Annotated in this window: 5 protein-coding genes; all 5 read right to left on the bottom strand. The window is 72.7% G+C overall.

Annotated elements, in window-relative coordinates:
• Positions 1–247: ATP-binding cassette domain-containing protein (locus OU415_RS37505; protein WP_270954526.1), on the bottom strand; the 247-nt coding region annotated here is incomplete at its 3' end.
• Positions 244–1,023 carry an ABC transporter permease gene (locus OU415_RS37500; RefSeq protein WP_270954524.1) on the bottom strand — a complete coding sequence of 260 codons (780 nt, stop codon included), beginning with the start codon at positions 1,021–1,023 and terminating at the stop codon, positions 244–246. The genes OU415_RS37505 and OU415_RS37500, both read right to left, overlap by 4 nt.
• Positions 1,020–1,937 carry an ABC transporter permease gene (locus OU415_RS37495; protein ID WP_270954523.1) on the bottom strand — a complete coding sequence of 306 codons (918 nt, stop codon included), beginning with the start codon at positions 1,935–1,937 and terminating at the stop codon, positions 1,020–1,022. Before OU415_RS37495 ends, OU415_RS37500 begins: the two co-directional genes overlap by 4 nt.
• Positions 1,934–3,436: an ABC transporter substrate-binding protein gene (locus tag OU415_RS37490; protein WP_270954522.1), complete on the bottom strand. Its 1,503-nt coding sequence runs from the start codon at positions 3,434–3,436 to the stop codon at positions 1,934–1,936. Before OU415_RS37490 ends, OU415_RS37495 begins: the two co-directional genes overlap by 4 nt.
• A 52-nt stretch (positions 3,437–3,488) precedes the next feature.
• The coding region (locus tag OU415_RS37485; protein WP_270954521.1) for an SDR family NAD(P)-dependent oxidoreductase at positions 3,489–7,282 on the bottom strand (3,794 nt) is incomplete at its 5' end.

Here is a 7,282-nt window from a genome sequence, read left to right as displayed (position 1 = left end):
AGCCCCAGGCCCGGGCGGCCCGCCCGGCCCGACTCGTCGACCCCGCCCAGCGCACCGTCCCGCCGACCCGGCGCAGTCCGGTCGGCAGGGCGTCGAGCAGTGCGCGCAGGAGGGTGGACTTCCCGCTGCCCGACGGGCCGACCACGGCAAGGACCTCACCGGCTTCCGCGTGCAGCGAGACGTTCGAGAGCACGGCGCGCCCACGCCGGTCGAGCACTGTCATGGCGTTCACTTCCAGGCCGTTCACGCCGACCTCCTGTCCAGCAAAGCCGCCGCAGCAGCGACACCGGCCGTCAGCACGGCCAAGGCGAGGGCAGGGGCGATCACTCCGGCGGGGTTGAGGCCGGAGCCGGGCAAGTTCTCGCGGATCATCAACGCCCAGTCAGCCGCCGGTGGTTGGGCGCCGAAACCGAGCAGGCTCAACGCGGCCGCGATCTGCACGGCGACCACGAACCGCATCCCCAGATCGGCCGAGATCAGACCGGCCATCGAGGGCAGGACTTCCCGGACCAGCAGCACCGCGCCGCGTTCGCCGCGGCAGCGCGCCGCCTCGACGTACCCGGAGCCGCGGGCGGACCGGGTGGCGTCCCGGACCACTCGCAGGGTCAGCGGGGTGCCGCCGCAGACCGTTGCGGCCACGACCGCCGCGTCACCGGGCAGCGACACCGCCAGCACCAGGGCGACGAGCAGCAGGGGCATTGCCAGCAGCACGTCGGCGAGCGCGGTCAGCAGCCGCGAGGGCCAGGCATCCGACCAGCCGGCGAGCAGACCGCCGGCCGCACCGAGCGATGCGGCCAACAGCGCGGCGAGCAGCGAGGTCAGGACGAGGCCACGGCCACCCGCTAGCACCCGGGACAGCACGTCCCGGCCGAGTGCGTCGGTGCCCAGCAGCGCCCTGCCGTCCGGGGATGCGTGCGGCATACCGATGACCTCGGTCGGCAGGTGCGGGGCGAGCAACCAGCCCAGGACGGCCGCGCACACCGCGGTGATGGCGAGGCCGCAGGCCGTGATGGTGCGTGTCATGGGGCGCCACCCCGCACCACGTCGGCCAGCCACAACCCGGCGAGCACGACCACCGCGCCGAGCAGCGCCACGGCCTGCACCGTCGGTACATCGCGGCTGGCGACCGAGCTGACGAGCAGCTCACCCAGGCCGTTGTAGCCGAACACGGTCTCCACCACCGTGGTGGCCGCGACCAGACCACCGCAGATGACCGCGAGCACCCGCAGCAGCGGCGCGAACAGGAGTGGGAAGACGTGCCGGACCGCGACGCGCCAGCGGGGGACCCCGCGCAGGACAGCGTCCTCGACGTGCGGGAGTCGCCGCACGTCGCCCACCGCACCGGCGAGCAGGCCGGCGCCGAACGCCGCCGCGGGCAGAGCCAGTGACAGCGCTGGGAGCACGAGCAGCTCCGGGCGCTGCCACGGCGACTGCCCGATGGGGAGCAGGGAAACCCGCGGCAGCCAGTGCAGGAGACCGGAGAACAGCGCGACCAGCGCTCCGGCGACCACGACCTGCGGGACAGCGGCGGCCGCCGCGATCACACCACCGACCGGCGGGCGCAGGCGCGCCGAGCTGCCCACCCACGCCGCCAGCAGCATCAGCGGCACGGCGACGAGCAACGCGAGGACGGTCAGCGCGAGGGTCGCGGGCAGTCGTTCGGCGACCAGGACCGACACCGGTCGGTCGCTGATCAGCGACCGACCGGCATCACCGTGCAGGAAACCGCCGAGCCAGCGGGCGAAGCGCAGCCAGGCCGGGGCGTCGAGTCCGGCCTGCTCGCGCAGCCGGGCCAGCTCCGCATCGCCGGCCCGGCCGCGGGTCCTGGCCTGCACCGCATCCCCGGGCAGCAGCTCGGTGGCGGCGAAGACCAGCACGGCGACCGCGAACAGCAGCAACCCGCTGCGCGCGGTCGAGCGGAGCAACACCGGGATCACGTCGCGTTGACCTGGACCTGGTCGATGAACAACCGCTGGAAACCCGGCCCGGTGGGCAAACCCGCCACCCGCGGTCGTGCCAGGTCGAGGCCGTCACCGGCGCCCCACACCAGGTAGCCGCCCTCGTCACGCACCTGCTGCTGCAACCGGCCGAGCTGGGCGCTGCGGGCGGCCTCGTCACGGGTGGCCAGTGCCGCGTCGAAGCCGAGGTCCCAGTCGGGCCGGTGCCACGCGGTCTCGTTCGTCGGCGAGGTCGACAGCAGCGCCACGCGCGCGACGTCGAGGAACGGGATCCCGCCGAGGTAGCTGACGTAGAAGTCGGACTGCGAGTACACCTGAGTCCAGTAGGTGTCCTGCGGTTCCACCTGCACGCCGACCCGGATGCCCACGGCCTTGAGCTGGTCGGCGAGCAGCGTCGCGGTGGTGTCCATGCCCGGGTAGGCGGTCGTGGTGCGCAGCGTGAGGTCCAGGCCGCCGGTGTGCCCGGCCTCGGCCAGCAGCTGCCTGGCCCGGTCGAGGTCGCGCTGGCGCTGCGGCGGGGTCGGCGCGGTCGGGTCGGCCGGGGTGAGCAGGTCGTTGCCCACCACGCCCTGGCCGAGGAAGACGGTGTCCAGCAACTGCTTTCGGTCCACCGCGAGCTTGATCGCCTCGCGCACCCGGGGGTCGTCGAACGGTGCCCGGTCCAGGCGCATGACGACCGGGTAGACCGTGACCGCGGGCCGGTGCACGACCTGCAGACCGTCCTGTTCGGACTGCCGGGCGGTGGCCGGGTTCACGCTCCCGGCGACGTCGGCCTGCCCGGAGGTCACCGCGTCGGCCCGCGCCTGCGGATCAGCGATCGCGCGGATCTCGATGCGCCGCAGCGGCGGACGCGGCCCCCACCACCGGTCGTTGCGCTCCAGCACTGCACTGGCGGCGTCGCCGTCGGTCATCCGGAACGGGCCGGATCCGGTGACGGGCTTGCTGAAGTCGTTGCTGCCCTCCGGGACGACGAAGGTCGCAGACTCCAGCGCTCTGCCGACCTCGGCGAAGGGCTTGCGCGTCACCAGGTCCAGGGTGTGCTCGTCGATCGCGGTGGAGGCGGTGAGGTCGAACATGGCCATCCGGCCGTAGTTCTCGGCTGCCTTGTCCTGCATGCGGCGCAGCGAGAACAGCACGTCCGCGGCGCGGACCGGCCGCCCGTCGGTGAAGGTGGCCTCCGGCCGCAGCGCGACCGTCCAGCGGGTCAGGGTCGGGTCCGGGGTCCAGGAGGTCGCCAGCCGCGGCTGGGTGCTGCCGTCGGAGCCGGGCACGGTCAGCACGTCGTAGAGCAGTGCGAAGCGCATGGCATCCGACTCGTTGCCGAGGCCTCCGTGCGGGTCGTTGCTAGCGGCTGCGGGAGCGCCGACGGCCGCGTAGCGGAGCGTGTCGGTGCTGGTGCCGGCCGTGCTGTTGCTGCAGCCGGTGGCCACCAGGGCGGTGGTCAGGGCTGCGGCGAGGACGAACTGTCGCCGTTGCATCTAGGTCCTTCGTCGGTTCGTGTTCGCACGCGTCCCTGTCATCGGGCGCGCACTAGTGATCCAGCGCGGTTTTCAGCGCTTCGTTGATGGCTGCGGCGACCTGCTCGATCGCGGGTTGGTGCAGCAGCGAGTAGTGGTGGGCGTCGACGCCGACCACCTCCAGCGGCCCGGTCAGGTGGCGGCCCCACCCCAGATCAGCCAGGTCGGGTGGGGTGTCGTCGACGCCCATGCCGACACCGGAGTTGCGCGGTGCCGGACGATCGGCCCGCACCAGCAGCGTGGGGGTGCGCTCGTCGTCGAGCTGCCCGGGTTCGTGGTCGGCCAGCGCCCGCAGGTGCCGGGCGAACACCGAGACGCGCCGTCGGGCGCTGTCGCGGCGCCCGAGCAGCCGAGCGGACCGCAGCCGCCGGTCGATCTCGTCCCAGCGCTGCTCGGCTGGGAGCTGCCGGATCGCGTCGATGACCGCTGAGGTTTCCAGGTCCGGTCCGGCACCGAGGTCGGTGTCGACGAAGCCCTCCAACGCACCGAGGAATCGCCACACGACACCCAGTTCGACCTCGTCCGGTGTGCCGTCGATGTGCGTGATGTAGCTGGGATCGTTGGAGTCGAGCAGCACCAGCAATTCGGTCCGCTCTCCGAGCGCATGGAGCTGGCGTGCCATCTCCTGCGCCAGATCGCCGCCCATGGACCAGCCGCCGAGCAGGTACGGGCCGCGCTCCTGCGAGCGGCGGACCACGTCGAGGAAGCGCCCGGCCATCCCGGGGATGTCGGTCGCGCCGATGCCGTCGACCAATTCGGGATCGGTCAGCGCGACGACGTCCACGCGATCGTCGAGCAGCCTGGCCAGTTCGGCGTAGCAGACGACGTCGCCGCCGGAGGGGTGCATCAGGAACAGCGTGCGTCCTCCGCCGCTAGGGCGGACCGGCAACGCGATGTCCTCGTCGCCCGCGCCAGAACTGTCCCATGTGGACGATTCGGTGGCGAGTCGCTCGACGCGCTGCACGTAGTCGGCGAAGGCCCGGTCGAGCTGCTCCGCGGGCAGCACGGGTTCCAGGGCATCCCACTGCAGCAGCAGCCGACCCCCCTGCTCCAGCGCTTGGTGGTCCAGAAGCGTCTGCGGCGTCTGGCTGAGCGCGGCCACCTGCGTGCCGGCCCATTCCGGGTCGTGCTCCGCGCCGATGACATCGGTGATGCCCAGCGCGCTGGTGAACACCACGGGAACCGAGACGCGCTGGCCGAGCCGTGAGGACTGCTCGGCGAGCACCTCCAGGCCGGAGAAGTCCCGGTGGTCCAAGTCGGCGAACAGCAACTCCTGCGCGGCACGGGCCCGGTCCAGGAAGGACGCCGGCCGGGAGTGGTCCACCGCGTGCAGCACCAGCGAGGTGAAGTCACCGACCACATCGGACACCTGCGGGTGGATGTCGGGGCGGTCGAACAACGTCAGCATGATCGAGAACCGGTCGCTGCCGGACCACGCCGCGAGCGTTTCGGCGTAGGCGGTGAGCAGCACGGCTGTCGGGGTGACCCGCTGCCGGGCAGCTACTTCCTGCAACGCGGCCCAGGTGCCGGCCTCCAGAGCCGCGGCCCGCCGGACGAACCTGGTCGGCCCCTCGGATTCGCGCACCGGCAGCGCGGGGCCGCCCGGCAGCGAGTCCAGCTTGTCGCGCCAGTAGGAAGCCGCCCGCTGGCCGCGCTCGCTGTGCCGACGCTGCTCCAGCGCCGCGACGCAGGTGGCGAAGTCGATGCCGATGTCCGGCAACGGCTCGTCCGGTTGCTGGTAGAGGTGCTGCAGCTCGCGGTCGATGATCCACCAGCTCGCCGCGTCGCAGATCAGCACGTCGACGCCGAGGAACAACCGGACCCGACCGCCGGGCAGCCGCGCCGCCTGGATCTGCACCAAGGGCCACCGGTCCGGGGGGCCGGGCTGCCGGCTGATCCGTTCGCGCAGCCGCTCCAGCCGCGCTGCCCGGCGCTCCTCCGGCAGCGACGTCAGGTCGTGCACCCGGATGCGGTAGGCGGGCACGTCGTCGAGCACCTTCGCCCGCCCCTGCGGGGTGATGATGGTCCGCAGCATGGGGTGGCGGTCCAAAACCTGGTTCCAGGCCCGTTCGTACCGGTCGACGTCGAGCTGCTCGCAGTCGTACTCCAGGTAGAAGTGGCAGGGCACGTCACCCCACTGGTAGCCGCCGTCGCGGCCGACCCAGTAGGCGTGCTGCACCCGGGTCAGCGGGAACGTCCCGTCCATGGCCGTCGGCGCCACTGCTGCGGCTGGTTCGGGCGGTGCGGGTTCGGCTGCGGTGATGCGGGCGGCGAGTGCGACGACCGTCGGCTGGGCGAGCATATCGCGCAACCGCACATCGACTCCGAAGCGCTCGCGCACCGCTGCCAGCATCCGGGTCGCCAGCAGCGAATGCCCGCCGAGAAGGAAGAAGTCCGCGTCGCCGGAGGTCACCGGCGAGCCGAAAAGTTCGGTCCACAGCTCGGCGACGGCCTGCTCGACCGGATCGGCCAAATTTCCTTGTGCCTCGGCTCGTTCGGTGCGGGCGGCCTGCGCCATGCGGTCGGCCAGCCCGGTGGCTGCGATCGCCACCACAGGTGGTGGCGTGCCGTGCAGCAACCGGTCCAGCGCAGCCATGCCGGTCTCAGCGTCCAACGCGTGGTCCAGCACCACGGTGCGCTCGGAACCCAGCGGCCCGACCCGCCAGCCGTCCCACACCGCGCTGATCCACCGGGTCGAGTCGTCGGACGCGGACGTCGCGAGCGCGTCGAGGAACCCGTTGGCCGCCGCGTACGGCCCCATGCCGATGCCGCCGACCAGCGTGGTCACCGACGACATCAGCACCACCGCCCGCGGTCGCAGCCGGCGGGGGAGCTCGTCGATCGCGGTGCGCAGAGCAAGCGCTCCGCCCGCCTTCGCGGTGAGGTGCGCCGAGACGTGATCGGCGGTGGCCTCCCGAAGCGTTGCAGCGGCCGTCGTCGCCACGACACCTGCCGCGTGGATCACGACGTCGAGGCGCCCTTGCTCGGTCAGCTCCTGCAGAAGTGCCGTGGTCCCAGGCACATCCGCCGCGTCGAGGGTGCGGACCTCCACCTCGGCGCCGGTTTCGACGAGTCGATGCACGGCCGTCAGCCGCTGCTCGGCAGCGCTGCCCGGTTCGGGCTGGGCGGACAGGCCGGAGCGCGAGGTGAGCACGACCCGGTACCCCTGGCGGGCGAGGTGTTCAGCGGTCGTGAGTCCGACGTCGCCCAGTCCGCCGGTGATCAGCGCGATGGCGTCGGAGCGCGGCGGGAGTTCGGGCCTGCTCGGCCGCCACGGCACGACGGTCCGCCGCCACCGGGAACCCCCGCGCACCGCGAGCTCCCAACCCGAGGATTCGGAGGCGCTGAAGTCGGCGAGTTCGGCCAGGATCGCCGCCGCGTCGCACGAGCCGATCGGCAGGTCCACGGTCCGCCACCGCAGTCCGCGGAGCTCCTGGGCGAGCACTCTAGGCAGCACGCGGAGCGCGCCTTGGCCGGGCTCGAGCCGGTCCTGCCCACCGATCTGCTCTGCTCCTCTGGTCACCTGGAGCAGCAGCGGCGGGATCGACTCCAGTCCGGCGAGCGCACGCGCCAGCTCGGTGTGCCGGATGATCTCGGTGGTCACCTCCGCGGCCGCGTCGGCCGCGAGCACGAGCACCCCGGCGAAGGTCGCGGTCGGGTCGTCGATGTCCTCGACGGGGATGCAATCCGCGCCCAGCGCCGCCAGCTCGCGCCGGACGGCGGTGGCCAGCGCATCGTCGGCCGCCGCCGCGAGGATCCAGCGCCCGGGCAGGGAAACCGGCCGATCGGCGGGCAGCAGCTGCTGCC

The organism is Saccharopolyspora oryzae (assembly GCF_027853915.1).
Lineage (GTDB): Bacteria > Actinomycetota > Actinomycetes > Mycobacteriales > Pseudonocardiaceae > Saccharopolyspora > Saccharopolyspora oryzae.
Note: the sequence above shows the minus strand (reverse complement) of the source record. Positions and strands in the feature narration are given on the sequence as shown.

What these genes read in the sequence shown, in the direction of transcription:
- OU415_RS37500 (WP_270954524.1), bottom strand. Translation starts at nt 1,023, where the DNA reads ATGACACGCACCATCACGGCCTGCGGCCTCGCCATCACCGCGGTGTGC.
- OU415_RS37490 (WP_270954522.1), bottom strand. Translation starts at nt 3,436, where the DNA reads ATGCAACGGCGACAGTTCGTCCTCGCCGCAGCCCTGACCACCGCCCTG.